21 protein-coding genes and 1 tRNA gene are annotated in these 26,406 nt (G+C 73.8%); 9 read left to right on the top strand and 13 right to left on the bottom strand.

Annotated features, from left to right (window positions below; all coding sequences use genetic code 11):
• Positions 1-133: 133 nt before the first annotated feature.
• Positions 134-207, bottom strand: a tRNA-Pro gene (locus AB0D01_RS11545).
• Positions 208-385: 178 nt separating this feature from the next.
• On the opposite strand from AB0D01_RS11545, the gene AB0D01_RS11540 reads away from it, so the two are divergent.
• The gene (locus AB0D01_RS11540) at positions 386-1,087 is read left to right on the top strand and encodes a transketolase (protein WP_363054907.1); all 702 of its coding nucleotides are present in this window, start codon (positions 386-388) and stop codon (positions 1,085-1,087) included.
• Positions 1,088-1,128: 41 nt separating this feature from the next.
• On the top strand, positions 1,129-2,037 hold the full coding sequence (locus AB0D01_RS11535) for a transketolase (protein WP_363054906.1): 909 nt from the start codon (positions 1,129-1,131) through the stop codon (positions 2,035-2,037).
• Positions 2,038-2,095: 58 nt separating this feature from the next.
• Here AB0D01_RS11535 and AB0D01_RS11530 read toward each other — a convergent pair whose 3' ends face one another.
• The 9 genes from AB0D01_RS11530 to AB0D01_RS11490 form a co-directional block, all read right to left on the bottom strand.
• A complete protein-coding gene (locus AB0D01_RS11530; protein WP_363054905.1) occupies positions 2,096-2,641 on the bottom strand; it encodes a GAF domain-containing protein in 546 nt (181 codons plus the stop codon).
• Positions 2,638-3,258 (bottom strand): ATP/GTP-binding protein, encoded by a 621-nt coding sequence (locus AB0D01_RS11525; RefSeq protein WP_363054904.1) that lies wholly within the window; start codon positions 3,256-3,258, stop codon positions 2,638-2,640. Before AB0D01_RS11525 ends, AB0D01_RS11530 begins: the two co-directional genes overlap by 4 nt.
• Entirely contained in the window at positions 3,236-3,655 is a 420-nt protein-coding gene (locus AB0D01_RS11520) for a DUF742 domain-containing protein (protein ID WP_363054903.1), read from the bottom strand. Before AB0D01_RS11520 ends, AB0D01_RS11525 begins: the two co-directional genes overlap by 23 nt.
• Positions 3,652-4,101, bottom strand: coding sequence for a roadblock/LC7 domain-containing protein (locus tag AB0D01_RS11515; protein ID WP_363054902.1), 450 nt, complete (start codon positions 4,099-4,101; stop codon positions 3,652-3,654). The genes AB0D01_RS11520 and AB0D01_RS11515 overlap by 4 nt, the downstream gene beginning before the upstream one ends.
• 46 nt (positions 4,102-4,147) lie before the next feature.
• Positions 4,148-5,803: an ATP-binding protein gene (locus AB0D01_RS11510; protein WP_363054901.1), complete on the bottom strand. Its 1,656-nt coding sequence runs from the start codon at positions 5,801-5,803 to the stop codon at positions 4,148-4,150.
• 217 nt (positions 5,804-6,020) lie between these two features.
• Entirely contained in the window at positions 6,021-6,878 is an 858-nt protein-coding gene (locus AB0D01_RS11505) for a fumarylacetoacetate hydrolase family protein (protein ID WP_363054900.1), read from the bottom strand.
• 37 nt (positions 6,879-6,915) lie between these two features.
• The gene (locus AB0D01_RS11500) at positions 6,916-8,202 is read right to left on the bottom strand and encodes a helix-turn-helix domain-containing protein (RefSeq protein WP_363054899.1); all 1,287 of its coding nucleotides are present in this window, start codon (positions 8,200-8,202) and stop codon (positions 6,916-6,918) included.
• A gap of 140 nt (positions 8,203-8,342) precedes the next feature.
• Positions 8,343-8,552 carry an MbtH family NRPS accessory protein gene (locus AB0D01_RS11495; protein ID WP_363054898.1) on the bottom strand — a complete coding sequence of 70 codons (210 nt, stop codon included), beginning with the start codon at positions 8,550-8,552 and terminating at the stop codon, positions 8,343-8,345.
• Between the two features lie 449 nt (positions 8,553-9,001).
• Positions 9,002-10,033: a hypothetical protein gene (locus AB0D01_RS11490; RefSeq protein WP_363054897.1), complete on the bottom strand. Its 1,032-nt coding sequence runs from the start codon at positions 10,031-10,033 to the stop codon at positions 9,002-9,004.
• Positions 10,034-10,286: 253 nt separating this feature from the next.
• Here AB0D01_RS11490 and AB0D01_RS11485 point away from each other — a divergent pair, with 253 nt between their 5' ends.
• From AB0D01_RS11485 to AB0D01_RS11470, 4 genes are read left to right on the top strand one after another with little or no spacing between them, the layout of a single operon-like run.
• A complete protein-coding gene (locus tag AB0D01_RS11485; protein WP_363054896.1) occupies positions 10,287-11,201 on the top strand; it encodes a phytanoyl-CoA dioxygenase family protein in 915 nt (304 codons plus the stop codon).
• A 33-nt stretch (positions 11,202-11,234) separates the two neighbouring features.
• Positions 11,235-12,023, top strand: coding sequence for an alpha/beta fold hydrolase (locus AB0D01_RS11480; RefSeq protein ID WP_363054895.1), 789 nt, complete (start codon positions 11,235-11,237; stop codon positions 12,021-12,023).
• Positions 12,024-12,034: 11 nt separating this feature from the next.
• Positions 12,035-13,129 (top strand): histidinol-phosphate transaminase, encoded by a 1,095-nt coding sequence (locus AB0D01_RS11475; protein ID WP_363054894.1) that lies wholly within the window; start codon positions 12,035-12,037, stop codon positions 13,127-13,129.
• A complete protein-coding gene (locus tag AB0D01_RS11470; protein ID WP_363054893.1) occupies positions 13,129-13,746 on the top strand; it encodes a LysE family translocator in 618 nt (205 codons plus the stop codon). Before AB0D01_RS11475 ends, AB0D01_RS11470 begins: the two co-directional genes overlap by 1 nt.
• Positions 13,747-13,841: 95 nt before the next feature.
• Here the strand turns inward: AB0D01_RS11470 and AB0D01_RS11465 are convergent, their stop codons facing one another.
• Genes AB0D01_RS11465 through AB0D01_RS11455 form a run of 3 tightly spaced genes read right to left on the bottom strand, consistent with a single transcriptional unit; the run spans position 13,842 to position 18,180 of the window.
• Complete coding sequence (locus tag AB0D01_RS11465; protein WP_363054892.1) at positions 13,842-15,131, bottom strand: ATP-grasp domain-containing protein; 1,290 nt, start codon at positions 15,129-15,131, stop codon at positions 13,842-13,844.
• Positions 15,132-15,133: 2 nt separating this feature from the next.
• A complete protein-coding gene (locus AB0D01_RS11460; RefSeq protein WP_363054891.1) occupies positions 15,134-16,888 on the bottom strand; it encodes a condensation domain-containing protein in 1,755 nt (584 codons plus the stop codon).
• Positions 16,885-18,180: an MFS transporter gene (locus AB0D01_RS11455; RefSeq protein WP_363054890.1), complete on the bottom strand. Its 1,296-nt coding sequence runs from the start codon at positions 18,178-18,180 to the stop codon at positions 16,885-16,887. The genes AB0D01_RS11460 and AB0D01_RS11455 overlap by 4 nt, the downstream gene beginning before the upstream one ends.
• A 269-nt stretch (positions 18,181-18,449) precedes the next feature.
• Between AB0D01_RS11455 and AB0D01_RS11450 the strand changes: the two genes are divergently transcribed.
• The 3 genes from AB0D01_RS11450 to AB0D01_RS11440 are packed head-to-tail and all read left to right on the top strand — an operon-like array spanning position 18,450 to position 26,393.
• A complete protein-coding gene (locus tag AB0D01_RS11450) occupies positions 18,450-20,870 on the top strand; it encodes a non-ribosomal peptide synthetase (RefSeq protein ID WP_363054889.1) in 2,421 nt (806 codons plus the stop codon).
• 58 nt (positions 20,871-20,928) lie between these two features.
• Positions 20,929-24,948 carry an amino acid adenylation domain-containing protein gene (locus AB0D01_RS11445; protein ID WP_363054888.1) on the top strand — a complete coding sequence of 1,340 codons (4,020 nt, stop codon included), beginning with the start codon at positions 20,929-20,931 and terminating at the stop codon, positions 24,946-24,948.
• 38 nt (positions 24,949-24,986) lie between these two features.
• On the top strand, positions 24,987-26,393 hold the full coding sequence (locus tag AB0D01_RS11440) for an FAD-binding oxidoreductase (protein WP_363054887.1): 1,407 nt from the start codon (positions 24,987-24,989) through the stop codon (positions 26,391-26,393).
• Positions 26,394-26,406 lie beyond the last annotated feature (13 nt).

Below are 26,406 nucleotides of genomic sequence, written 5' to 3'. Positions count from 1 at the left end.
CGTGCGCCACATCGGGGCGCGGGCCGGTCGGCGCGAAGCGTCGCGGGTGGACGGGACGGGGATACGGGGCGGGATGCACGAAAGGCCGCCCTCTCACGGATGAGAGAACGGCCTCCGACCTGCGTCAGCAGAGTCGGGACGACAGGATTTGAACCTGCGACCCCTTGACCCCCAGTCAAGTGCGCTACCAAGCTGCGCCACGTCCCGATGCGCGCTGACCTGGGGTTTCCCCTGGCCGGACGCGCAGAAGAACGATACCGCACTTCCGGGGGTGTTCGCGCGCACCTTTCCCGAACGGCCGGAACCGACGCCGGATCCGACGGATGTGGCGGATCGGACGGACGACGCTTGACCTCAACCGCGCTTGAGGTCACATGGTGGTTGCATGACACAGGCAACCACGGACACCGGGTACCGCCACCAGGATCTGGGGCGGCTGATCGCCCTCATGACGGGAGCCGAGAAGCACGGCCCCGCCGCCACCTCCACCCTCGACGTGCTGTGGGTGCTCTACGACCGCGTGCTGAGGGTCGACCCGCGCGCCCCCGAGGACCCCGGCAGGGACCGCTTCCTGCTGTCCAAGGGGCACGGGCCGATGGCCTACTACGCCGTACTCGCCGCCAAGGGGTTCTTCCCCGTCGACTGGCTCCCCGGCTTCGGCTCCTACGACTCCCCCCTCGGCCACCACCCCGACCGCACCCTGATCCCCGGCGTGGAGATCGGCAGCGGCTCGCTCGGGCACGGGCTGCCGCTGGCGGTCGGCAGCGCCCTCGGGCTGCGCGCCCGGGGCGAGGACGGGGCCGCGGTCTGGACGCTGATCGGCGACGCGGAGCTCGACGAGGGCAGCAACCACGAGGCCCTCGCCTACGCCGGCTCCGCCGGGCTGGAGAACCTGCACACCGTGGTGATCGACAACGACTCCGCCACCCACGGCTGGCGGGGCGGGATCGCCTCCCGCTTCGAGGCCGCCGGCTGGTCGGCGGTCACGGTCGACGGGCGCGACCACGCGGCGCTGCACGCCGCCTTCACCGCACCCCACCCGGGCCGGCCGCACGCGGTCGTCGCCCGGGTCGAGAAGAAGTTCTGAAGGACCCGGACAGGGTCGAAGGGTCAGGGAGGGAAACCATCATGGACACCATGCGGGAACGGTTCGTCTCGGTCACCTCGGGGGTGCTCGACGAGGACCCCCGGCTCGCGCTGGTACTGGCGGAGATCACCATGGACGGGTTCCGCCCCGCCCAGGAGCGCCACCCGGACCGGGTGATCAACGTCGGCATCCGCGAGCAGCTGCTCATCGGCGTCGGCGGCGGCCTGGCGCTCACCGGGCTGCGGCCGATCGTGCACACCTTCGCCGCCTTCCTGGTGGAGCGGCCGTTCGAGCAGATCAAGCTGGACTTCGGGCACCAGGACACGGGCGGGGTCCTGGTGAGCGCCGGCGCCAGCCACGACTGGCCCGCGGGCGGGTACACCCACATGGCACCGGGAGACGTGGCCCTGCTGGACACCCTCGACGGCTGGACGGTCCACGTGCCGGGCCACCCGGACGAGGCCGAGGAGCTGCTGCGGCACGCCTACGCCGCCGGGGACGACAAGGTCTACGTCCGGCTCTCCCAGCAGTCGAACCGCGCGCCGCGCCCGCTCGGCGACCTGCGCTTCCAGACCGTCCGCGAGGGCGGCGGGGGCGTCGTGCTCGCCGTCGGCCCGCTGCTCGACGACGTCCTGGCCGCGACCGAGGGCCTCGACGTCACGGTGCTCTACGCCGCCACCGTGCGCCCCTTCGACGACGCGGCCCTGCGCGCCGCAGCGGCGCGCGCCGGCGCGGAGGTGGTACTGGTCGAGCCCTACCTGGCCGGCACCTCCGCCCGGCAGGCCGGCGAGGCCCTCCTCGACGTCCCGCACCGGATCCTGGGCCTGGGCGTCGGCAGGGCGGAGCTGCGCCGCTACGGCACCATCGAGGAGCACACCGCCGCCCACGGCCTGGACCCGGCCTCGCTGCGCGGTCGGATCACGGCCTTCCTGCCGAACGCCGCCCGCTGAACGCCGCCCGCCCGGGCGGGGGACGGCCCCGTCCCCCACCCGGCTGCGGACGACTCCGTCAGGGGCGCCGGTCCTCGCGCGCGTGGAAGAGCGCCACGAGCTCCGACGCCAACTCCTTGACCGTCGCCAGGCCGGCCGTGCCCCAGCGCCGGGGCACCACGTCCACCGCGCACACCGTGCCCAGGACGATCCCGCGCCGGTCGGTCAGGGGAGCGCCGAGGTAGGAGCGCACCCCGCTCTCGTCCACGACGGCGTTGCCCGCGAAGCGCGCGAAGTCCCGTACGTCCTCCAGCACCAGCGCGCTGCGCCGCACCGCCACGTGCGGGCAGTAGCCGTGGTCTCGGGCCAGGACCCGCGCCGGATAGGCGCTCGCCGGGGCCTGCGGGGCGTGGTGCAGCCCCGCGAAGAACTGTCGTTCCCCGCCGACGAAGTTGACGCCCGCGTACGGGGCGTCGAGCCGCCGCGCGACCCGCGCCGCGAAGGCGTCCAGCTCGGGGTCGGGACGTTCCCCCAGGCCCAGTTCGCGCAGGCGCACGGCGCGCGCCGGCGCCTCCCGGTCCACCGGGGTCAACAACAGGTGGCCGGTCGATTCGTAGCGGTTCATGGCGGTTCCCCCGAATCCGTGTGGGCGGGTCGGCCGGTGGGGCCGGCCTCGGTGAGCAGGTGGTGGACGAGGGCGGCCAGGGTGGCCGTCCCGGAGCCGGTCAGCCGCGCGTCGCACCGCACGACGGGCACCCGCGGGTCGAGACCCACCGCCTCCCGGACCTCCTCGGCCGTGTAACGGTGGCCGTCGTCGAACTCGTTGACGGCGACGAGGAAGCCGATGCCGCGCCGCTCGAAGAAGTCCACGGCGGGAAAGCAGTCGGCGAGCCGTCGGGTGTCGGCGAGGACGACCGCGCCGAGCGCGCCCGCGCACAGTTCCTCCCAGAGGAACCAGAACCGGTGTTGACCTGGCGTGCCGAACAGGTACAGCACGTGGCGCTCGTCGAGGGTGATGCGGCCGAAGTCCAGCGCGACGGTCGTCGTCGTCTTCGTCTCCACCCCCTCCAGCCGGTCGGCCGTCGCGCTCATGCCGCTGAGGAGTTCCTCCGTGCAGAGCGGCTCGATCTCGCTGACCGCCCCCACGAAGGTGGTCTTGCCCGCGCCGAACCCGCCCGCGACCAGGATCTTCAAGGTCGCGGGGAGGCCCGGGGCGGGCTCACAGCCGGCGGCGTAGGCCATCGAGCACCGCCCTCAGCAGGCTCTGGTCGTCGGCGGCGAAGGATCCGCCGCCCGGGAAGCGCGGCGCCTGCACCATGACGGCCCCGTACTCCATCAGGTCGGACAGCAGCACCTTCACCACCACCGCCGGCAGCCGGAGCTGCCCGGCCAGCTCGGCCACGGTGACGGCGGCCGTGCCCGCGCACAGCCGCAGGGCGAGGGTGTGTTCGGCCCCCAGCGGGACGCGGGGGCGCACCCCCGTCGCGGTGACGAGGGAGAGCAGGTCGAGGGCGACGGTCGAACGGGTCCGCCCGCCGCACGCGGTGTACGGGCGCACGACCCGGCCCGCCGAATCGTCCAGCCACGGCGGGTCGGGCGCCGCCTGGGTGCCGTGGACCCCCCGCGCCGGGGCCCTCATCGCTCCGCTTCGACGGCGGGGGAGGCGGCGGGCACGGGGCGGCGCGGCGGGGCCGCCAGGAACGGCCGCACGCTCTTGACCAGCATGCCCATCTCGTAGCCGAGGACGCCCGCGTCGGCCTCCCGGTCGGCCAGGACCGCGAGGCAGGTGCCGGATCCGGCCGCGGAGACGAAGACGAGGGCGGTGTCGAGTTCCACGACCACCTGGCGGACCTCCGAGCCGTCCCCGAAGCGCGCTCCGGCGCTGCGCCCCAGCGAGTACAGGCCGGAGGCCAGGGCGGCCAGGTGATCGGCGCTGTCGGCGTCGAGCCCGTGGACGCAGGTGACGAGCCCGTCGGCGGTGAGCAGCACCGCGCTGCGCGTGTACGGCACGCGTTGGACGAGTCCGCCCAACAGCCAGTCGAGGTCCGAGAGGCTGCCGGTCTTCGTCGCGGTCTCACCGGTCATGGGGGTGTGCTCCTTGCTGGGGTGGGGGTCCGGGCGGGGGCCCGGTTCACGCGTGGGGGTCCGACTCGGCCCGGCCGAAGCCGCGTTGGAAGGCCGCCATCAGGTCGGGGTCGTGCGGGGCGGGCTCCGGGTCGGCGGCCGGGCGGGGGGCGGGGGTCTCGCGCAGTTGGGGGGCGAGGTGCTGTTGGGCGCGCCGGCGGGGCAGGAGGGGCCGGTCCCCGTCCTCGTCGTCGCCGATCGGGTCGCCGCCGTCCACGCGGGCCATGGGCACCGTGGGGGTCGGGTACCGGTCCGTCGGGGTGGCGGGCCCTTCGGGGGCGGCGGGCCGGCGCGGTCCGCCGGGCGCGACGGGGCCGGTGGGGCCGGTGGGCGTCGTGGGCCAGGAGGCGGGCGCGGGGACCCGTACGGGCTCCAGCGGCGGGAGTCCCACGCCCTGGCCGGTGCCCCACGAGGTGGTCCGCGAGCCGCCCCGCACGTCGGAGGCGGTCGGCGCCTGCGCGCCCAGCAGGCCCTGGGGCAGGACGAGCACGGCGACGACCCCGCCGTAGATGTTGGACTTCAGCTCCACCTTGACGCCGTGCCGGCGGGCGAGCGCCGCGACCACGAAGAGCCCGATCCGGCCGTCGGCCAGCAGGTGCCCCACGCTCACCTGGTCGGGGTCCCCGAGCAGGGCGTTCATCCGGTGCTGTTCCTCGGGCGGCATGCCCAGTCCGCGGTCCTCGACCTCGACGGCGATGCCGGCGGTGACCCGTTCCGCGCGGACCACCACATCGGTGTCGGGGGCGGAGAACACGGTTGCGTTCTCGACGAGTTCGGCCAGCAGGTGCACCACGTCGGCGACGGCGTGGCCGCGGACGGTGCCGCCCGCCGGGGGCACCACCTTGACCCGCGTGTACTGCTCGACCTCGGCGACGGAGGAGCGCAGCACCTCGCTCAGGTCGATCGGGCGGGTCCACTGGCGGCGCGAGGCGGCGCCGCCCAGCACGGCGAGGTTCTCGGCGTGCCGGCGGATCCGGGTGGCCAGGTGGTCGACGTGGAAGAGCTCCTTCAGCAGATCGGGATCCTCGACCGTGTCCTCCAGCTCGTCGAGGAGCGAGATCTCCCTCTGCACGAGGGACTGAAGGCGGCGCGCCAGGTTGACGAAGACCTCCACCTTGCGGTCGCTGTCGCTGGGCGCGGGCGCGACGGCCAGCCGGACCAGGGTCTCGTGGGCCTGTTCGCGGGCGCCGCGCAACTCCTGGGCCAGCAGCCGGAACTCGTCGCCTCCACCGCCACCGCCGCCCCCTTCGCCGGACGGTCCGGCCGGGCCCTGGGCGCCGCGCGCGGGCCGGGACGGGGCCTCCCCGCGCTCCAGCCCCTCGGCGGCGGTCCGCAGTTCCTGGCGACCGCGCACGCTGGAGCGGCGCAGCGCCTCGCAGCGGTCCCGGACGGTCTTGGCGCCGCGCTGCGCCCCGAGCAGGGCGGCGGCGAGGGCCCCGAGGACCAGCAGGGCGCAGCCGGTGAGGACGGGCCACAGGCGGGCGTCGCGTTCCCCGGCGCCGCCGCCGAGCTGGAGGGTGAAGATCACGGCGGCGGCGCCGCTGAGCCCGGCGGCGAGCGTGGGCAGGACGGCGGCGCGGACCAGCTGGGGCCGTATCCGCCGGTCGGGACCGGTGGCGGCGTGTCTCGACGGTGCGTGGCGTGCGGCGCGGAGTCCGGACATCGGCGTCCTCGGTACGTGGGGCCCGGCCCCCGGCGTTCCCGGGGCCCGGTGTTGATCACCGGATACCCACGCTAGACCGCACGCTCCCACCCCGGACGCCGAGTTGGGGAACTTGGGCGGCCCGCTTCCCGCTCCCGACGGAGCGCTCGCACGACAGCCCGAATGCGCCGGGAGCGCGTACGCCCCCGCCCTTCGTGGGCGTACGCGCTCCCGGCCGCTAGCGGGCGGCTCGGCGCACCGTGTTGCGGAGGGTGCCCACCCTCTCCACCACGGCTTCGACGACGTCGCCGTCGCGGATGACGCCGGCCCCGGGGGTGCCGGTGGCGAGGACGGATCCGGCGTCGAGCGTCATGCCGCCGGAGAAGTGGGCGACCTGCCAGTAGGGGTCGCGCATCATGGCCGAGACCTGGTTGGTGGCGATGGTCTCGCCGTTCACCACGGTGGAGACGCGCAGGGTCGAGAGGTCCCCGACCTCGTCGGGGGTCACGATCCACGGGCCGAGGCTGCAGAACGTGTCGAAGGCCTTGGACCAGGGGATGTAGCGCGGGTTGACGCGGATCGCGTCCTCCGCGGTCATGTCCAGGACGGTCGTGTAGCCGAAGATGACGGACGCGGCGTCCTCGGGTGCGACGTCCCGGCAGGTCCGGCCGATCACCACGCCGAGCTCCGCCTCCGCCGTGACGCGGTCCGACTGGGTCGGCAGGACGATCTCGTCCCCGTGGCCGATGACGCAGCTGCTCGGACGCAGGTACGAGCCGGGCGTGCCGGCGGGCTGTTCGACGTCGAGGTCGTCGGCGTGCCTGCGGAAGTTCAGCCCGACACCCCACAGTTTGGGCGGCCGGCGGTAGATCGGGCCGAAGACCGCCTCCGTGGAACTCACGGCCGCAGCCTTGACCTCCGGATCGGCCAAGGCCTCCCGGATGCCGTCCAACTGGTCGCCGACAACGATGTCGAAGAGCGTCGGGCCGAAGGGGGACCCCGCCCGCTCCGCGAGGACGCTCAGCGGGACGATCCCGCCGTCGACGGCGATGCCGACGTCTTCCCGGCCGTCCAGGTTCATGGTGCAAAGACGCATGCGTACTCCGTTTCGAGGAACAGAAGATGAGGACTCGTCAGCTCGCGCAGAGCGCGAGTCTGGGCACGAGCGGGGAGCGCCCCCGCATCGCGACGCGGGCGAGGTGCAGGAGGGCGAAGCGGACGGGGCCGCCCGGCTTCGACGGGAGTTCGACGATCAGGCCGGCGTGCAGCAGCGACTGGACGGCGAGGGCCGCCTGCGCCCTGGGGAGCCCCGCCTGGCGGACGACCTGGTCGATGGTCCACCCTTCGGGCCGGTCGGCGAGCCGGAGCGCCAGGTCCTGGGTGACGGGGGTCTGCTGCCCCAGTACGCCCTGGGCCGCCGCCACCGGGTCGCTGCGCGTCGCGGGATGGCTGGCGAGGGCCTCCGGCTCGTCCCGGGCCATGGTCACCAGTTCGTCGATGGAGATCACGGTGGCCCAGGAGGCGGCCGATTCGAGGGCGCCGGGCAGTCCGTCGAGTCGGGCGCAGACCTCCGCGAGCTTCTGGTGGTCGCCCTCGCCCGCCTGGAAGTGGGGCCGCAGGTCGCAAAAGCGCCGCAACAGGAAGTCCAGGGCGGGCGCGTGGGTGGTGGGGACCTGCGCCGTGCCCGCCCGCCAGGTGGGCAGGGGGGACACGAGGAACCTGTGGTGGTCCGAGACGCCGTGGGGGACGCGCCCGGTCTCCAGGACGCTGAGGTGCGGGCACTCGCGGATGAGGGTCCACACCGTCTCGCGACGGACCTGGCCGCTGTCGTTGCCGTCGAGGACGAGGAGGGTGGCCCGGTCGCCGATCTGCCGGGCGAGCCGGCCCACGCCCGTCCCCTCGCCCACCAGCAGGTCGGCGATGGCCGCCTGGAGCGGGCCGCGGTCGCGGCCCTTCTGGAGTTGGACCCAGAGGACCGGCGTGGCCGTCGCGGCCTCGACGGTGCGCGCGGCGGCGACCGCCAGGTGCGTCTTGCCGACGCCGGGGAATCCGGACAGGACCGTGATCCGCTGCTGCTCGCTGCGCAACTGCCGTACGAGTGATTCGAGTTCGCGGGTGCGCCCGAGGAGGGGACGCGCCAGTACGTCGGTCGGCGGGCTGAGGGTGGCGAAGAGCGCCTCGTCGACCTCGCCGCCCGCCGAGAGCTCGAACGAGAGGCGCTCGTGGGTGGTCAGCAGGAGTGCGTCCGCGAGGAGGCGCACCGTCTCCCGGCGGGGGGCGGCCACCTGCCCGAGCTCCAGGTTGCGGACGGCCCGCACGCTGACCGTCGAGAGGTCGGCCAGGGTCTTCTGGCTCAGTTGGGCCCTCTTGCGGTACCGCTGGAGTTGGATACCGAAGTCCTCGACATTCGCCCAGTTCATCATCTTCAATTGCTCCAGATGTGGATACGCGCGCACGCCGTCCCGTGGGTGGGGGGTGACGGTTCCGTACGCGGCCGGCAGCCATTCCCTGTGAGGAATTCTCCTGGCCCCCGTTGGCCGGAAGTGTAAATTTCGACGGATCAGTCGAGGAGCTCTCCGGAGAGGCTCGCCGGCCGCAGGCTCCGCCAGTCGGCCTCGACACGGTCGAGGCATGCCCGGCGCCCGGCCGGTCCCGAAACCACGTCCCAGCCCGGGGGGATCTCGATGGAGCCGGGCCAGAGGCTGAACTGTCGATCGGCGTTCACAAGAACTACGAATTCCCCGTCGGCATCGTCGAAAAGGTTTGCCACGAGTCCCCCTCAAGCGATTACCCATGCGGAACGTCTAGATTGGACGTACCGACTGGTCTGACCCTAACGGGAGTTGGTTGGCCGGGGAACCCTCGGGCGATCAAGCATTGCCTTCCAATGGGAGGCATATCGGCACTTGCGCCGGCCGACAACTGCCTCATGCCGTCGACCCGAACGGAAGGCGATGCGCGGTTTGGTCGCATGCTCCCGATATAAGGACCCGTCACTTGACGCCATGCCGGCGCGAACCTTTCGACGCCGACGACATTTCACGGATTAATCGTGTGAGGCACGTCATGCCGGGCCGCCGGCCGCGCATGTCAAGTCGCTCCGTCGACCCCCGGTCGCGACCGGCCCGCGGGGGCGCCGACCGGCGTCGCGGACGAGCGGGGGCCGGCCGCCCCGGGGTGTCCCCGCGGCGGCCGGCCCGATGGCGTACCGGCCAGGACTCAGGAGCGCAGAGCGGCGGCGATCTCCTTGACGAGCGACTCCGTCGGGCGGACGCGCTCGACCTCGGCGACGGCGGTCATCAGCTCGAAGACGTCGACGTCGGCCGCCTCCGCACAGCGCGTGATCAGCGGGAAGAAGCTGGAGTGGGTCTGCGTCAGCCCGCCGAGCACCTGGAAGGTGCGGTCGTCGTGCAGGCGCGGCAGGGTGCGCACGACGGTCTCGCTCAGCCGGGCGAGCGCCCGGTAGTCGTACGCCCCGACCCCCCGGTGCCGCGCGAGGATCGCGGCGAAGGCCTCGGTCACGGTGTTGCCCGCGCCGCGCCCGATGCCGTCGAGGGTGGTGTCCACGTAGCGCGCGCCGGCGGTCGCGGCGGCCAGCGCGTTGGCGTTGGCGAGCCCGAGGTTGTCGTGGCCGTGGAAGCCCAGCGGGACGCCCGTCTCGTCGCCGACCCGTCGGAAGAGGGCCTCGACCTCGTGCGGCAGGTAGCCGCCGACGGAGTCCACCAGGTAGACGGCGTCGGCCCCGAACCCGGCGCACCGCCGGACCGCCGCCACCACGCCGCGCTCGTCGAGCACGTTGGTCTTCATCAGGTTCACGAACGTCCGCAGGCCCAGTTCCCTCGCCTGCCCGACGAACCGGGCGGCCGGGGACACGTCGGTGATGTCGACGCCGACGCGCACGAAGCCCATCCCGCCCCCGGCGGCGCGGGCCAGGTGGGCCGGCTCGGCGAGCCCGGGAATGCAGAACATCCCCCAGGCGGCCCGGCGCAGGGTCCCGGACGCGATCTCGAAGCAGCGCTCGTCGGTCACGAGGCTGGGCCGGGAGAGCGCCTCACCCGCGTTGAGACCGAGTCCGTGGCCGAGTTCGATCAGGCCCATCCCCGAATTCTCCAGGCCGGCGAGGACGGCTCGAATGGTCTCTTCCGTGAATTTGAAGTCCACGGAGTAACTGCCGTCCCGAAGCGTGCAGTCAAGGATCTCGACCGCCGCCGCAGTACTACGGTCAGCGGGCTCTCGCGAGACGCCGGTCATGGAACTCCCTAGCCGTCGGAAAGTCGCTCAGGGCTCGTCACGCTACGCAGTACCGCAGCGCCCGAGGGGCACTACCGGAGGCACTTTCGCTGCTTTTCGAATTCTCCAAGTTGCCTCCCCTCCAGTCCGGTTGGTCCTTGTATGGTCGGGGGCAGGCGGTGCGAGACCCGCTGCCGCAGATCGTTCACACGCATGTGCCGATGGACCGCGCCCCGCCGGTCGGCGGGGCGATTGCCGGAAAGAGAGTGCATTCATGGGACACGTCCTCTCCGAGAGCCAGATCGAAGCCTATCGGGAGAACGGTTTCCTGGTCGTGGAAGGGCTCTTCGAGAGCGACTTCGTCGATCGGGCGCGACAGGTCGTCGACGACCTGCTTTCCAGTCAGGACCTGAACTCCGTCGCCGAGACGGAACCCGGTGACGCCTCGAAGGCCCGTCGCATCTGGGCTCCGACGAGCCGTGACAAGGTGTTCGCCGAACTGGCGGAGCACCCGCGCCTGCTCGACGCCGTCGCCGACCTCATCGGCGACGACCTGATCCTGCAGTACTCGAAGCTCAACGTGAAGGCGCCGCACGTCGGCAGCCCCGTCGAATGGCACCAGGACTTCGCCTACTACCCGCACTCCAACACCGACCTGGTGGCCGCGCTCGTCTACCTCGACGACGCGACCCGGGAGAACGCCTGCCTCCAGGTGGCCGCCGGCTCGCACAAGAGCGGTCTGCTCAGCCACGAGGTGGACGGGTTCTTCGGCGGCAAGATCGTGAGCCTCGACGGCGTGGGCGTGGCGGAGTCCACCGTCGTGGACTGCCAGGGGAAGGCCGGCAGCGTCGTCTTCCTGCACCCGCTGGTCGTCCACTCCTCCGAGCAGAACAACTCGGACCGCTACCGCCGCGCGTTCATCCCCGCCTACCGGGCGAGCGACGCCTTCCCGCTGTACTACGGCCCGCACGCCGCGCACAACGAGCCCACGGCCAAGCTGGTGCGGGGCAAGGTCTCCAAGACGGCCCGCAGCGAGGGCGGCACGTGGCGACTGCCGCTCGCCGCCGCCGAGTTCAACTCCCTCTTCGAGATCCAGGAGGGGGCCCACCTGCGGTCCGGCCGCAAGGCGACCACCGGCTACTTCTCGCACGAGGCGGAATCCGACGCCGCCCCGGTCGCCGGCATGTAGCCTCCGCGCACACCCCGATCGAAGAGGAGCGACGTGGGCACGACGTACGCCCGGGCCGCGGATGGCACCCGCATCGCCTACCAGCTCCGGGGGACCGGTTCGCCGCTGGTCCTGCTCGCGGGCCAGGCGAACTCGCACCACTGGTGGGACGGCGTGCGCGAGGACTTCCACGCCGTCCGCGCCACCCTCACGATCGACTACCGCGGCACCGGGGACAGCGACAGGCCGGACGTGCCCTACAGCACGCGGCTCCTCGCCGACGACGTCCGCGCGGTCCTCGACCACCTGGGGATCGAGCGGACGGACGTGTACGGCACCTCGATGGGGGGCCGCGTCGCGCAGTGGCTGGCGGTCGACCGGCCGCACCGCGTGCGCTCCCTCGTCCTCGGCTGCACCTCTCCGGGCGGTCCGCACGCGGTCGAGCGCGACGCGAGCGTGCGCCGGGCGCTGGCGGGCGGGGACGCGGCCGGCCGGCGGGCGGCGCTCCTCGACCTGATGTACACGCCGGCCTGGCTCGCCGAGCACCCCGGCCCCCACCGCACCCTCGGCGATCCCACGATGCCGGCGTTCGCGCGCAACCGGCACCTGGTGGCGAGCGACCGGCACGACGCCTGGGACGCGCTGGCTTGGATCGGCTGCCCGACGCTGGTCGTGCACGGCACCGACGACCGGCTCAACCCCGTCGCCAACGCGCATCTGTTGGCGGACCGGATCCCCCGCGCCCGGCTCGCGCTGCTGCCGGGCGCGCGGCACGCGTACTTCGAGGAGTTCCGGGCCGTCGCCGGGCCCCTCGTGTCGGACTTCCTGGACTTCGACGACTGAAGGACCTTCCCATGGTCAGCATCGATGAACTGCCGATCCGCTCGGAGCTGAGGGGGCTGACCGCCTACGGCGCGCCGCGGATCGACGTCCCCGTCCGGCTCGACACGAACGAGAACCCGTACCCGCTCCCCGACGATCTGGTCGACGAGGTGCTGGCGCTCCTGCGTCCGGTGCTGCGCGACCTGAACCGCTATCCGGACCGCGACGCCCTGGCCCTGCGGGCCGCGCTCGCCCGCCACCTGGAGGCGGAGGGCGGTCCGCCGCTCGACGCGGGGCGGGTCTGGGCGGCCAACGGCGCGAACGAGGTCGTCCAGCAGCTCCTCCAGGTCTTCGGCGGCCCCGGCCGCCTGGCCATGGGCTTCGAGCCCTCCTACGCCGTGCACCGCGAGATCGCCCGCAGCACGGGCACCGCCTGGTGCGGCGCGCCGAGGGCGCGGGACTTCACGATCGCGCCCGACGCGGCCCGCGCGGCGATCGTCGAGCACCGTCCGCACGTCGTCCTGATCACCGCTCCGAACAACCCGACGGGCACCGCGGTGAGCCCCGATACGGTGGCCGCCCTGTACGACGCGGCCCAGTCGGCGGGTCCGGCGCTGGTGATCCTGGACGAGGCGTACGTCGAGTTCCAGCGCACCCCGTCCCCGCTGCCGCTGATCGAGGAACGGCCGCTGCTGGTCGTCGTGCGCACCCTCTCGAAGGGGTTGGGCCTGGCCGGGCTGCGGCTGGGCTACCTCGTCGGCGCCCCCGCGATCGTGGACGCCGTCCAACTCGTGCGGCTGCCCTACCACCTGTCCGCGCCGACCCAGGCGATCGCACTGGCCCTGCTGGAGCGGGCGGCGGCCCGGCTGGGGAACGTCGACCGCATCACCGCGGAGCGGGACCGGCTGGTGCGGGAACTGCGGGCGGCGGGCTACGAGGTGGCCGCCTCCGAGACGAACTTCGTGCAGTTCGGCCGCTTCCGGGACACCCGCCGGGCCTGGCGCGAGATCGTGGCGCGCGGGGCCCTGGTCCGCGACGGCGGGGTCCCGTCCTGGCTGCGGGTGTCGGTGGGGACACCGGCCGAGAACGACGTGTTCCTGGCCGCCGTCGCCGACGGGCTGCCGTAGTGCCCACGCAGTTGCCGCTCTTCGTCATGACCACCTGGCTGCTGGCGATGCTCCCGGGCGCCGGTCAGGCCATGATGATGCGGCAGACGCTGGAGGGCGGCCTGAGCGTCGCGCGGGCCACCATCGTCGGCAACGCGGTGGGGCTGCTGCTGTGGTCCCTGTCCGCGGCGGCGGGCCTGTCCACCCTGCTGCTGACCAACCCCGACCTGTACGCCGTCGTACGGATCGCCGGCGGCCTGGTGCTCGTCGTCCTCGGGGTCAACACGCTCCGGGCGGGGCGCGGCGGTCCGGCGCCGGCCGGGCGGACCGACGGGCGCGCGGGGCGCTGGGGGGCCTTCGGGGCGGGGCTCGCGACGAACCTGGGCAACCCGAAGGCAGGTGTCTTCGCGGTGTCGGTGCTGCCGCAGTTCGTCACCGCGCGCGGGTCGGTCTTCGCCTCGATCGCGCTGCTGGGCGCGGTGTGGGCGTCGGTGAACGCCTGCTGGTACCTGCTGTTCACCTGGGGTGTCAGCCGTGGCCGCGCCCTGATGACCCGGCCGGTGGTCCAGCGTCGGCTGCGTCTGGTCACCGGGCTGGTGCTCGTCGCGCTCGGGGTCGCCGTGGCCGCCGGGGTCTGACGGGCGGGGGCCGACGCCGGGGTCCGACGGCCGCGCGCCGTCGGACCCCGGCGGTGCGGGTCCCGGTACGCCGGGTGCAGGTGCGCCGGCGGCGGTCAGTGCTCGGGCAGCTCCAGGCCGGTCAGCCGGCGCGTGCCGTCCTCGAAGCGCAGCTCGAAGGTGAGGGCCGCGCGCGCCGCCTCGATGGTGGCGAGCACCTCGTCGTGGCTGTCGCCCACGCCGGAGAGGGCGTCCAGGGTGCGGGTGGAGGTGCCGCCCGCCAGGTCCGTGCCGGGGCGGACGAAGGCGCGGTACGCGGTGACGCCCGGCAGGGCGCGGACCTCCTCGGCGCCGTCCACGCCTTCGAGGCGGCAGGGGCGCAGCGGGGCGAGGTTGTTGTACTGGAAGTGCACCTTGCCGCCGAAGTCGAAGGGGGCCCGCTCCACCTCTTCGCCGAGGGCGACGCGGGCGCCGAGCTCGACCAGGTCCACTCCGCAGGTCTCCCGGGCCATCATGTTGACGTAGCCGGATATGCGGCCGTTGATCTCGATGACGCGGGGTCCGTCGGCGGTGAGCTTGACCTCGGTGTGGGTGAAGCCCCGGTCCGCGCCGACCGCCTCCAGCGCGGCGCCGACCAGGTCGAGCACCTCCCGCTGCCGTGCCCGGGACAGGTGGCTCGGCCAGATCCGGCCGGTCCCCCGGAACGGCGGCATGACCGGGGTCTTGTCGGTGAGCACCAGGTGCGTGATCCCCTCGGGGGTGCACACGCTCTCCACCGAGACGTAGTCGCCGAAGGGCTCGCTCGGCAGGCCCCGGAGGTACTCCTCGACGATGAACGGCCCCCACTCCCCCGCCGCGACCAGTCCCTCCAGGTGGGCGCGCACCTCGGCGCGGTCCCGGGGGGAGCGTACGGCGAAGGTGTGCCGGCTGAGGGTTCCGCTGACGGGCTTCACGATCGCGGGCAGTCCGACCTCGTCGAGGGCGGCGTCCCACGCGGCGAGGGTGTCGATCACCGCGGTCCGGGTGCGGTCCACGCCCGCCTCGCGCAGGGCGCGTCGTTGCAGGCCCTTGTCGGTGAACAGCCGGGTGGTGCGCTCCGAGGGGCCGGGGACGCCCGCCGCGGCGGCGAGCGCTCCGGCGGGCCGGAGCAGGTCGTCGCAGAAGGTGAGGACGGCGTCGGGGGCGATCGCGCGGATCAGCCGGGCGTCATCGGCCGGGTCACCGGAGAGGGTGTGGACGTCGCCGAGCATCTCCATCACGGGCCGCAGTCGCTCGACGTGGTCGGAGCCATCCGGTACCAGGAACGTGACGTCTCCCAGGTCGGCGAGGCCCGCGCCGATCTCGCCGGCGGGGACGGCGCCGAGGTCGTAGAGGACGGCGAAACGCGGCCGGGGGCGGGTTGCCATGATCAGTCGTCGCTTTCCTGGGGTCCGGTGTGCGGACGGTGCGTGGGGTCCGGGGTCCACCGGGTCGGGCCGGCGGGGTCGGCCGCGAGCCGGACGAGGCCCTCGTGGAGCGTGCGGGCGTACGCCTCGACCGAGGGACGGGGGACGAGGTCCGGGTCGAAGCCGATGCGCACCTGACCGCGGCCGTCCGTGATCTCGACGTTGACGTGCAGGGGGAAGCTGGGCTTGCCCCTGCGCCATCGCCCGCGCGTGGGGGTGGCCGAGGGCCGGTCGAGGTCGCGGTAGGCGTGGAAGTGCATGTAGTTGAAGACGACGGGGAACGCCGGGCGGCCCAGGCGCTCGGTCAGGAGGGCCTGCGGGTAGTGCCGGTGGGCGTAGCCGCCGCGCTCCAGCTCGTCGGCGTGGCGGATCAGGTCGTTCCAGCTGTCCGGGAGGGTCTCGAAGCGGACCGGGAGGGTGTTGAGGAAGAGTCCGGTCGCCCGGTCCGAACCCGGGCTCTCCGGGCGGGTGTTGAAGACGAGTCCGGTGACCACGTCCCGGTCGCGGCCGGACCAGGCTCCCTGCGCCGCCGCGTGCGCGGCGAGCAGCACCGACTTGCGCGAGGTGCCCAGGTCCCGTGCCACGCCGGACAGTGAGGCGACGAGGTCCCGGGGCAGGTCCAGCAGGAGCCGCGCCGAGGCGTCGACGGCGCGCGCCGGGTCCACGTACGGGACGAGCGCGTCCGCGGTGCCCGCCTGGGCGAGCCAGTGGGCCTCGGCGGAGGCGGAGGCGGAGGCGGCCTGTTCGGCGGCGACGAAGGCGTGCTGGACGCGGGCGTTGACGGCGGCCTCCTCGCACGCCTCCCGGCCCGCCTCCTGGCGCGCCGCCGCCTCCTCGGCGGTCCTCGCGTCCGCCACCCCCTCCTCGGCGCCGCGCCCGTCCGCGCCCGTGTCGTAGAGCCGCGTCAGGTCGACCGCGAGCCGGCTGAAGCTCCAACCGTCCAGCACCACGTGGTGGGCGGAGACGGCCACGTGGAAGGAGCCGGGCAGCGTGACGACCAGGAACCGGACCAGGGGTGCGGTGCGCCAGTCGAGCGGCGCGATCCCGGTGAGGGAGCGCCAGTCCTCCAGGAGGCGCAGCGCCGCGTCGGCGGAGTCGGCGTGCTCGACGCGCAGCGCGGGCTCGACGTGGTTCCACACCAGTTGGGCCGGGGTGGACAGGTCTCCGAAGTCGAACGAGGTCCGCAGGGCGGGGTGGCGGTGCGTCAGGTCCCGTACGGCCGCGCGGAAGCGGGTCTCGTCGAAGGGGGCGCGGACCTCCCAGCCCTCGACGCTGTGGTAGAGGTGGCGGTCCCCGCCCGCCTCGCACAGGTAGAGCATGCCGGCCTGGAGCGCCGAGGCGGGCAGGGCGTCCTGGAGTCCATCGGGCAGCCGTGCGCGGTCCCGCGCGGACAGCAGGGAGAACGGCTCGGCGGTGTGCGTCGGCCCCGCGCCGGCGGCGGACGCCCCCAACGGTTCCGGGGAGTTCTTCGCGGTGCCCGCCCGGACGCTCTCGGAGTTCAACAGGGCGCGCACCGATTGGTGGACGAGCAGATCGCGCAGCGAGAGGTTGATTCCCTTTTCCCGCGCCTCGTTGACGACGCGCACGGCGAGGAGCGAATCTCCGCCCAGCGCGTAGAACTTTCCGTCGAGGGTGACATCGGATATCGCCAGGCTGTTCCTGAAGATGGCCAGCAGGGCGTCCGCGACGCTTTCCCCCACCGTTTCTTCCGTGTTCATTTCTTCTCCTCGACCTCGGTCGGGATTCCGGGGGTGTCTCGCATCGCGCGCAATGGCGAGAAAACGACGAACAGTGCCGCGCTCCACAGGCCGAGGGCGCAGAGCCACAGGGTGGGGCGGAGGCCGAGCGTGGCGCCGAGGGTTCCTCCGAGGAGGGAGCCGAGGGGGACGGCCCCGTAGGAGATCCACAGGTAGACCGAGCTCACCCGGCTCAGCAGGTCGGGCGGGCAGACGCGTTGGCGGTAGGAGAGGGAGGCGGTGTTGAACAGCGTCGAGTTCGCCGAGAACGCCGCGAGGCCGAGGGCGAAGAGGGCGAGGCCCCAGCCGGGGCCCGCGGCGGGCATCAGCAGGTAGAGGGGGCCGGGGACCAGCATGGAGACCCACATGATCCGTGCCGAACCGATGGCGTTCGACAGTCGGTTGGCGAAGGCGCCGGCGAGCAGCCCGCCGACCGCCGCGCAGGAGAAGACCAGGCCGATGACGGCGGGCGAGGCGTGCAGCTCGCGCGACATGAAGGTGACCTGCACCGAGGAGGCGGCGATGAAGAAGAAGTTGGAGACGGTGGTGCACAGCAGCAGGCTGCGCAGGACCGCTTCGCGCCGCACGAACGCGAACCCCTCGGTGACGGCGGTCCGGAACGGCAGGCGGGCGACCGCCGCGCCCTGCCGATCCGCGGCCGGGACCTTGATCAGTCCGAGGGTGAGGGCGCTCAGGCCGTAGGTGGCGGCGTTCGCGAAGAGGCCGCGCGCGGCGCCGAGCAGGCCGACGAGCAGGCCGGCGAGCGCCGGTCCGCCCATCTCGGCCAGCGCGTCCGACATGCCCAACTTGCCGTTCGCGTCCACCAGCTGGGTGGCCCCGACCAGTTTGGGCAGCTGACTGCGGTAGGCGACCGTGAAGAGCACCGTGAGGGTGCCGGTCGTCGCGACGACGACGTAGAGGTAGGTGAGGCTCAGCCATCCCGTCATGCTCGCGACGGGGATCGACACCAGGAGCAGCATGCGGCCCAGGTCGCAGGCGATCATCGTCCTGCGCTGGTCGAGGCGGTCCGCGACCACTCCCGCGGGGAGCGAGAAGACCAGGTAGGGCAGCCAGCCGAGCAGGGTCAGCAACGAGACCTGGAACGTCGACGCGTCGAGCACCTCCAGGGCCAGCAGCGGCATGGCCACGAGGGCGACCCGCGGGCCCAGGGTGCCCATCCCCTGGCCCGTCCACAGCAGCAGGAAGTTCCTGTTCCGCCACAGGGAGGCCGGGGGGTCCGCTTCGGTGCGCCGCGCCGGCGCCGTCTGTGTCACTTTCCTGTCCTGCCTGGGGTAGTGGGGGGAAGGGCTCTGTGCCCGGCCTACACTGCCGGCCCCTTCGTACCGCGCACCAGACCGGCATGTTCGAACTACCGCCATTGTGCCCGGGGTTCTGCCGCCCGGCCGGATGTCCGGCTGCTTAGCATCGGTCTGCGTTCTATTGCCGACGGTATCCGAACAGCCCGTGAACGCATGTGGCGCGGCCGTTGTCGCCTTACGGGAACGAGCCCGTGCGGACCGATCGAAATGGGTGAAGAGAACTCGTGGGAAATGAGCTTCCGGGGCAGGCCGACGCCCCGACCGGATTTCCTTTCGGCGCCGGCTGCCGTATGACGGGGCCGTGCCGCACGACGCGGTCCACCCGCATTCTTCCGGCCGAGCTGGCGAGCCTGATCGGCGACCGGACCGAGGAGCTCGTCTGCGCGGCCGCGCTCGTCCTGGCGCGCAAGTACGCCGACGGCACCGCCTTCTGTCTGGGGATCCGGCGGACGACCTGGTCGCCCGCCGACCCGGCCCGTGACCTGGTGGCGACCATGCCCTCCTCGCTGCGGGCGAGCGACCACGTCGGTTTCGTCGCCGCCGCGCTGCGGACGGTGCGCGCCCCGGAGCCGGAGCGCGGCGGCGCGTCCGAGATCGTGTGCGTCCTCGACGGTCCGGCGCCCGCCGGCACGCGGGCGGCGCTGGTCCTCTCGCACGAACGGTCCCGGGAGGGCGGGCTCGCCCTGCACGCGGACGCCGACGAGCACACGTTCGGTGCCCTCTTCGTCCAGCGGATGCTCGGGCACCTGGAGCACCTGCTCGGGCGGCTGTGCGCCGACGGCGAGCCGACGATCGGCGAGCTGCGCCTCACCCCGGACGCCGAGCTGGAGGGGCTGCGCGCGCTGTCCCGCACGGACCGGGAGTACCCGCGCGACACGGGGCTCTACCAGCTCTTCGCCGAGCAGGCCGAGGCCCGACCGGACGGCGTGGCCGTCAGCCACGCGGAGGGGACCACCAGCTACCGCCGGCTGCGGGAGCGGGCGGAGGAGCTGGCGGGGCTGCTGCGCGCCCGGGGGGTCGCCCCGGGCCGGCGCGTGGCGTTCCTGCTGGAGAGGACGCCCCTGCTGCCGGCGTTGATGCTGGCGGTCGTACGGCTGGGCGCCTCCTACGTCCCCCTCGACGTCGACACGCCGGCGGAGCGCCGCGCCTTCCTCCTGGAGGACAGCGGCGCCTGCCTGTTGGTGACCGACGACCCCCGGGTCACGGCCGCCGTCCCGGTGCTGGACCTCACCGCGCCCCGGGAGGAGCCCGAGGAGGGTGAGGACGAGCGGCCGCTGCCGCCGCCCTCGGGGCCGCGGGCCGAGGCGTACGTGATGTACACCTCGGGGACCACCGGTCGTCCCAAGGGCGTGATGATCGGCCAGCGGGCGGTGGTCCGGCTGGTGCGCGGCACCGACTTCGTCGACCTGTCCCGCGATTCGCGGATCCTGCAGACCGGCGCCCTCGCCTTCGACGCCACCACCTTCGAGTTCTGGGGCGCGCTCCTCAACGGCGGCACCGTCGTGCTGGTCCCCGGCACCACCGTGCTCAGCGCGGTGGAGCTGCGGGCCGCCGTCGAACGGCACGGGGTGAACCTCATGTTCCTGACGGCGACCCTGTTCAACCAGCTCGTCGACCAGGACCCCACGGCTCTGGCGGGCTGTCACGTGCTCGTCGGTGGTGAGGCCCTGTCCCCGGGCCACGTGGCGCGGGCCCTGGAAGCCTGCCCGACCCTCACCCTCGCCAACGCCTACGGTCCGACGGAGAACACGACGTTCTCGGTGGTGCGGCGCGTCGCCGAGGCCGGCTCCGGCCGGATCCCCATCGGACGCCCGATCGCCAATTCCACGGCGTGGGTGCTCGACCGGGACCTCAATCCCCAGCCCCTCGGCGTCCCCGGCGAGCTCTGCGTCGGCGGGGACGGGCTGAGCGGCGGCTACCTCAACCGGCCCGAGCTCGACCGGGCCGCGTTCGTGACGGCGCCGGGCATCGACGGGCGCCTCTACCGCACCGGCGACCGCGCCGCCTGGACGGAGGAGGGGCTGCTGGACTACCTCGGGCGCGCCGACGACCAGGTCAAGATCCGCGGCTACCGCGTCGAACCGGCGGAGATCGAGGTCCGGTTGGGCCTGCTCCCCGAGGTCCGCGAGGCCGCCGTGGTCCTGAGTCCGCAGGCCGACGGCATCGCCTCGCTGCGGGCCTTCTTCACCGCCGGGAGCCCCCTGGACACCGCCGCGCTGACGGGCCGGCTCGCCGAACTGCTGCCCGCCTACATGGTGCCCGGCTCGCTCCAGCAGGTGGCCGTGATGCCGCGGACCCACAACCACAAGATCGACCGGGCGGCGCTGCTCGCGATCCCCCTGCCCGCGTCCCCCGACCCGGACGGCCGCGGGCGCGCCCCCCGCACGGAGCTGGAGGTCACGGTGGCCGCCGCGTTCGCCGAGGTGCTGGGGGTGGAGTCGGTCTCGCTGGACGACGACTTCTTCGATCTCGGCGGCCATTCCCTGCGGATGATGCGGCTGTGGAACCGCATCCGCTCGGTGACCGGAGTGCCGATCGAGCTGGCACGGGTCCTCGACGCCCCGACGGTCGCCGGCATCGCGGCCCTGCTGGAGCGGGGCGGCTCCGACGGCCCGGCGCGCCCGCGCCTGGCCCGCCGCTCGTGACGGCGCCCGTACCCCCTCACCCGTTCCGCCCGTCGGCCGGGGATCCCAAGGAGTGAGCGTGTTCCCGCTGTCCTACGCCCAACAGGGGCTCTGGTTCCTCCACCGCCTGGAGGGGCCCACCTCCACCTACAACGTGCCCGTGCCGGTGCGGCTGACCGGCCCGCTCGACGTCCCGGCGCTCGAAGCCGCGCTGCGGGACGTGGTGACCCGTCACGAGAGCCTGCGCACCGTCTTCGGCGAGCACGAGGGAGTGCCGTACCAGCGGGTCCTGCCCGCCGACGCGGCCGGCCCGCACCTGGTCCTGCAGGTCGCGGACCGCGAACCGCTCGACGAGGTGCTGCGCGGCGTCGTGGAGGAGCCCTTCGACCTCGACGGCGACCTGCTGACGCGCGCCCGCCTGATCCGGTCGGCCGACGAGGAGCACGTACTGGCGCTGGTCCTGCACCACGCCGTCTGCGACGGATGGTCCCTGACGCCGCTGCTGCGGGACCTGGGCACGGCGTACACCGCCCGGCTCGGGGGCGGCGCGCCCGACTGGGCGCCGCTGCCGGTGCAGTACGGCGACTACACGCTGTGGCAGCGCGAACTCCTCGGGGACGACGAGGACCCCGACAGCCTCGTCAGCCGGCAGCTGCGGTTCTGGCACCGGACGCTGTCCGGGCTGCCCGACCGGCTGGTCCTGCCCGACCGGGGCGTCCTGCACGACTTGGGCGGCGACGGGCGGCCCGCCGACGGCGTGGAGGCCGCCGGGGACGTCCACGACCACCCCCTCGACGCGGCCCTGCACGGCAGGCTGGTCGACGTCGCCCGCCGGCACGGTTGCAGCCTGTTCATGCTGCTCCAGGCCGCGGTCGCCGCGCTGCTCACCCGCTGCGGCGCCGGCACCGACATCCCGCTCGGCACCCCCACGGCGGGCCGGTCGGACGAGGCGCTCTACGGACTGGTCGGCTACTTCGTCAACACGCTCGTCCTGCGCACCGACACCTCCGGCAACCCGACGTTCGCAGAGCTGCTCGCCCGGGTGCGGGCCGCCGACTTCGACGCCTACGCCCACCAGGACGTGCCCTTCGACCGGCTCGTGGAGGCCCTGAACCCGAAGCGGTCCCCCTCCCACCACCCGCTGTTCCAGGTGATGGTCGCCCTGCACGAGGGCGGTCCGGGCGACGCCCTCGTGCTGCCCGGGCTGAAGGCCGAACTGCTGCGCCTGGGCACGCGGACCGCGAAGTTCGACCTGTCCCTCGACTTCGAGGACCGCCGCACCGGGTCCGGGCGCCCGGACGGGCTGCGCGTGTCCTTCGAGTACGCGACGGACCTCTTCGACGAGGGCTCCGTCCGGCTCCTGGCCGAACGCCTCGAACGGGTGCTGGTACGGGTCGCCGACGACCCGTCGGTGCGGTTGCGCGAGCTGCCGGTGCTGGCGGAGGCCGAGCGGCACCGGCAACTGGTGGAGTGGAACGGCCCCGAGGTCGCGGAGCGGCACCTCGACCTGGCCGCCTCCGTACGGACGCGGGCGGCCGTACGGCCCGACGCCGTGGCCGTGTCGGGGGCGGACGGCCGCCACACCTACCGGGAGCTCGACGGGGCCGGGGCCGCGTTCTCCCGCGGCCTGAGGGCCGCCGGGGCCGGGGCCGACGACCTGACCGCCATCGTCGCCCGGCGCGGCACCTGGTTCGTCACGGCCGCGCTCGGCGCGCTCGGGGCCGGCACCGGCTACCTCGCGCTCGACGCCGACCTGCCCCTCGACCGGGCCCGGCGGATGCTGACCGACAGCGGCGCCCGCTTCGTGCTGACCGAGCCGGGGCTGGAGGAGCGGACCGCGCTGCTGCTGGAGGGCGTCGAGGGGGTCCGGCGGGCCGAACCGCTCGCGGACGCCCCCTCCCCGGCCGTCGGCCCGGGGACCCCACCGGGGGACGGCGGGGTCGCGCACCCGCTCGCCCTCGCCTACGCCGTGTTCACCTCCGGGTCCACCGGTCACCCCAAGGGGGTGCTGGTGCCCCACCGGGGCCTGTCCAACCACCTGCTGGCCGTCATCGAGCTCTACGGCCTCGACGAGCACGACACGATGGCCTTCAACGCGCCGCTGACGTTCGACGTCGCCGTCTGGCAGGCGCTGACGGCGGCGGCGGTGGGCGGCCGGGTCCACGTACTGGACGAGGACACCATCCGCGACCCGTTGGCGCTCGCCCGCTGCGTCGCCGACGAGGGCATCACCGTCCTTCAGATCGTGCCGCAGGTGCTGCGGGCGATCCTCGACCTGTGGGACCTCGACGCACGGCACGTCGGCCTCCTGCGCGGCCTGCGTTGGATGCTCGTGCACGGCGAGGAGCTGCCCCCCGACCTGGTCGACCGCTGGTTCGCCCGCCACCCCGACATCCCGCTGGCCAACGTCTACGGCCCCGCGGAGTGCTCCGACGACGTGTCGATCTCGGTGATCCGCGCCGGCGACGACTTCCGCCGCGAGCGCGCCCCCATCGGCCGCCTGCTGCGCAACACGCGGGCGTACGTCCTCGACGACCTGCTCCAACTGGTGCCCGCCGGGGCCGTCGGCGAGCTGTACGTCGGCGGCGCCGGGCTGGCCCGCGGCTACGCCGGCCGGGTCGACGTCACCGCCCTGCGCTTCGTCGCCGACCCGTTCGGCGAGCCCGGTGAGCGGATGTACCGCACGGGCGACCTCGTCCGTTGGAACGCGGTCGGGGAGCTGGAGTTCCTCGGGCGGGCCGACCACCAGGTGAAGATCCGCGGGCATCGGATCGAGCCCGGCGAGGTGCAGGTCGTCGTGGAGCGGCACCCCCTCGTCCACCAGGCGTTCGTGCTCGCGGCGCCGGACCGGCACGGCGGCACCCGCCTGCTCGCCTACGTGGTCCCCGTGGCGGGCGAGGCGCCCTCGGCGGCGGAGCTGCGGCGCCACACCGCCGCGGCGCTGCCGGAGTACATGGTGCCTTCGGTGTTCGTGTGCGTCGACGAACTCCCCGTGACACCGAACGGCAAGATCGACCGCAAGGCCCTGCCGGCGCCCGGGACGGCCGTCGACGAGGGGGGCCTCCCGCCGCGCACCCCGCGGGAGGAGCTGCTGTGCGGCATCTTCCGCGATCTGCTGGACCTGCCCCGGGTCGGCGTCGACGAGGGCTTCTTCGACCTCGGCGGACACTCCATGCTGGCCATGCGCCTGCTCAGCCGCCTGCGGACGGATATGGGGCTGGACGTCACGGTGCGCTCGCTGCTGCGGGCGCCGACCGTCTCCGGGATCCTCGCCGCGGCCGGGACGCACGACCCCGGCGAGGACCTCGCGGTCCTGCTGCCGCTGCGCTCCGTCACGGGCGCCCGGCCGCTGTTCTGCGTCCATCCCGCGACCGGCCTGGCCTGGAGCTACGCGGGCCTGGCCGCCCACCTGCCGCCCGCCGTGCCGCTGTACGGGCTCCAGGCCCCCGGCCTGGCCGAGGGGGCGGACGCGCCCGCGGACCTGGAGGAGATGCTCGACGCGATGTGCGGCGAGATCCGCCGGGTGCAGCCGGAGGGCCCCTACCGGCTGCTCGGCTGGTCGCTGGGCGGCAACATCGCCCAGGCGCTCGCGACGCGCCTGGAGGGCGAGGGGCACCGCGTCGACCTGCTGGTCCTGATCGACGCCTTCCCGGGCGAGAGCTGGCCCCACCCGCCGCACGCCACCCCCGAACAGTGGGACGAGTACGGCCTGTTGACCACCCTGGCCCCCCTTCCCCCCGACCCCGGACGGACGGCGGCGGGGGCGGAGGAGGACATCGAGCGGGTGCTGGAGGAACTGCGCGCGAGCGCCGGGGAGCGGTGGGGCACCTCCGTCGGGGACCTGGACCGGCTGGTGCGGGTCGGCGTCAACGCGAGCCGGCTGCTGGCCCGGCACCGGCCCTCCCCCTTCACCGGCCGGACCGTGTACTTCCACGCCACCGGGAGCCTGGGCCCCTCCCGACCGAGCCCCCTGTCCTGGGACCCGTACCTGAAGGACGTCACCGGACACGCACTCGACTGCCGGCACGAGGAGGCCATGGACGCCGAACCCCGGCGCCGGATCGCCGAGATCCTCACCCCCGACCTGACCCGCCCCTGAGGGCACCGCACGCGAACCACCGGAAGGCGAGCACGACCGTGACCGAACTCCTCGAACCGACCTCCCCCTCCGCCGAGACGGAACTGCGCCGCTCCTTCCGGGGCCCGGTCGTGGGACCGACCGACCCCGACTTCGACCGGGTGCGGGCCGTGTGGAACGGCATGCACGACCGCCGGCCGAGCACGATCCTGCGCTGCACCTCCCCCACCGACGTCGGCGCCGCGCTGCGCTACGCCCGGGCGACCGGGCAGCCGGTGACCGTGCGCGGCGGGGGCCACAACGTCGCGGGGACCGCCCTCGCGGACGGCGCCGTACTGATCGACCTCTCCCTCATGCGGGAGGTGACGGTCGACCCCGAGCGGCGGATCGCCCACGCCCAGGGCGGCAGCCTCCTCGCCGACGTCGACGCCGCGACCACCCCGCACGGCCTGGCCTGCCCCGCCGGCGTCGTCTCGCACACGGGCCTCGGCGGCCTCGCCCTCGGCGGCGGCTACGGATGGCTCGCCCGCAAATGGGGCCTGACCTGCGACCACATCCTCGCCGCCGAGGTGGTGCTGGCCGACGGCAGCGTGGTCGTGGCCGACGAGGACCACCACCCGGACCTGTTGTGGGGCCTGCGGGGCGGCGGCGGCAACCTCGGCATCGTCACCCGCTTCACGCTGCGGCTGCGCCCGGTCGGCCCGGTGCACCTCCACACCGGCGTCTTCCCCCTCGACCGGGGGCTCGAAGCGCTCGCCCGCTACCGGGAGTTCGCCGAGGCGCAGGGCCCCGACCTGCACGCCGTGGGCGCCCTCAAGCACGCCGGGACGCAGGACTGGATCCCCGCGGAACTGCGCGGCGAGCCGGCCCTGTTCCTCACCGCGGCCTGGTTCGGCGACCCCGCGCGGGGGCCGGAGCACACGGACCCGCTGTTCGCGTCCGCCGCCGCGAGCGACGTCCGCCTCCTGGAGTACGCCGAGCTCCAGGCGCTGGGGGACCACGGCGAACCCCACGGGAACCGCTACTACACCAAGTCCTGCTACCTGTCCGAACTCACCGGTGACGCCGCCGGGCAGCTGCTCGCGAGCGCCGCCGCCATGGTCTCCCCGTACTCGTCCGTCGACTTCGAGTACCTGCGCGGCGCCATCGCGGACGTCCCCGACGAGGAGTCCGCCTTCCCCCGCCGGGACGCCCCCTACATCGTCACCGTCTCCTCGCAGTGGACCGATCCCGACCGGGACGCGGCCAACGCGGACTGGAGCCGCCTGGGCGTGCGACGGCTCGCGCCGTGGCAGCACGGCGGCGCGTACGTCAACTACCTCCAGGACGAGGCGCCCGGCAAGGTCGCCGAGGTCTACGGCGCGGCCCGGTACGAGCGCCTGGCGGAGCTCAAGCGCCGTTTCGACCCGCGGAACGTGCTGTCCGGCAACCAGAACATCCTCCCGACCTCCCCCGCCCACCGGTAAGAAGGGACCCCCC

Origin of the sequence: Streptomyces sp. NPDC048606, from assembly GCF_040650855.1 — a bacterium.
GTDB lineage: Bacteria > Actinomycetota > Actinomycetes > Streptomycetales > Streptomycetaceae > Streptomyces.
The sequence above is the reverse complement of the archived record's forward strand: the minus strand, read 5'-3'. Positions and strand labels throughout refer to the sequence as shown.

What these genes read in the sequence shown, in the direction of transcription:
- AB0D01_RS11530 (WP_363054905.1), bottom strand. Translation starts at nt 2,641, where the DNA reads ATGAACCGCTACGAATCGACCGGCCACCTGTTGTTGACCCCGGTGGAC.
- AB0D01_RS11485 (WP_363054896.1), top strand. Translation starts at nt 10,287, where the DNA reads ATGGGACACGTCCTCTCCGAGAGCCAGATCGAAGCCTATCGGGAGAAC.
- AB0D01_RS11540 (WP_363054907.1), top strand. Translation starts at nt 386, where the DNA reads ATGACACAGGCAACCACGGACACCGGGTACCGCCACCAGGATCTGGGG.
- AB0D01_RS11500 (WP_363054899.1), bottom strand. Translation starts at nt 8,202, where the DNA reads ATGAACTGGGCGAATGTCGAGGACTTCGGTATCCAACTCCAGCGGTAC.
- AB0D01_RS11475 (WP_363054894.1), top strand. Translation starts at nt 12,035, where the DNA reads ATGGTCAGCATCGATGAACTGCCGATCCGCTCGGAGCTGAGGGGGCTG.
- AB0D01_RS11520 (WP_363054903.1), bottom strand. Translation starts at nt 3,655, where the DNA reads ATGAGGGCCCCGGCGCGGGGGGTCCACGGCACCCAGGCGGCGCCCGAC.
- AB0D01_RS11505 (WP_363054900.1), bottom strand. Translation starts at nt 6,878, where the DNA reads ATGCGTCTTTGCACCATGAACCTGGACGGCCGGGAAGACGTCGGCATC.
- AB0D01_RS11515 (WP_363054902.1), bottom strand. Translation starts at nt 4,101, where the DNA reads ATGACCGGTGAGACCGCGACGAAGACCGGCAGCCTCTCGGACCTCGAC.
- AB0D01_RS11490 (WP_363054897.1), bottom strand. Translation starts at nt 10,033, where the DNA reads ATGACCGGCGTCTCGCGAGAGCCCGCTGACCGTAGTACTGCGGCGGCG.
- AB0D01_RS11460 (WP_363054891.1), bottom strand. Translation starts at nt 16,888, where the DNA reads ATGAACACGGAAGAAACGGTGGGGGAAAGCGTCGCGGACGCCCTGCTG.
- AB0D01_RS11525 (WP_363054904.1), bottom strand. Translation starts at nt 3,258, where the DNA reads ATGGCCTACGCCGCCGGCTGTGAGCCCGCCCCGGGCCTCCCCGCGACC.
- AB0D01_RS11510 (WP_363054901.1), bottom strand. Translation starts at nt 5,803, where the DNA reads ATGTCCGGACTCCGCGCCGCACGCCACGCACCGTCGAGACACGCCGCC.
- AB0D01_RS11535 (WP_363054906.1), top strand. Translation starts at nt 1,129, where the DNA reads ATGGACACCATGCGGGAACGGTTCGTCTCGGTCACCTCGGGGGTGCTC.
- AB0D01_RS11465 (WP_363054892.1), bottom strand. Translation starts at nt 15,131, where the DNA reads ATGGCAACCCGCCCCCGGCCGCGTTTCGCCGTCCTCTACGACCTCGGC.